The sequence below is a fragment of the Chryseobacterium sp. SIMBA_028 genome, assembly GCF_046535285.1.
GTDB lineage: Bacteria > Bacteroidota > Bacteroidia > Flavobacteriales > Weeksellaceae > Chryseobacterium.
The window spans coordinates 1-330 of record NZ_JAWRWZ010000117.1; the positions used below are offsets into that span (position 1 = coordinate 1).

Consider the following 330-nt stretch of genomic DNA (forward strand, 5'->3'; position numbering starts at 1 on the left):
GTCCGTATATCATTTTCTTCATTTTACTTTTAGTATCATTTATAATTTATCACTGATCATTTATAATTAATCATCAATCCAAAATTAACGTAATATTTTTATGCTCTTCTATAATTTCAATTAAAATCTCAAATAAAGTTTGCCCTTTTCCATCAATCAATTCATTTAATTTATCTTGAATTAATTCTACATTAAAAGGTTTTCCCTGTTTGATTTTATTTTCGTAAAATTCTTTCGTCAGTTCAAATCCTAAATCTTCTTTTGATTTCTGAGACTCTTCCCAAATGATTTCGACTTCATCATAATTTTCAAAAACTCCAAAACCTCCGT

The 330-nt window shown here is 25.5% G+C and carries 1 pseudogene; it reads right to left on the reverse strand.

Features of this window, described 5'->3' with window-relative positions:
* Positions 1 to 73: 73 nt before the first annotated feature.
* Positions 74 to 330: pseudogene (locus SCA31_RS22795) on the reverse strand (ribonuclease inhibitor); the annotation flags it as partial.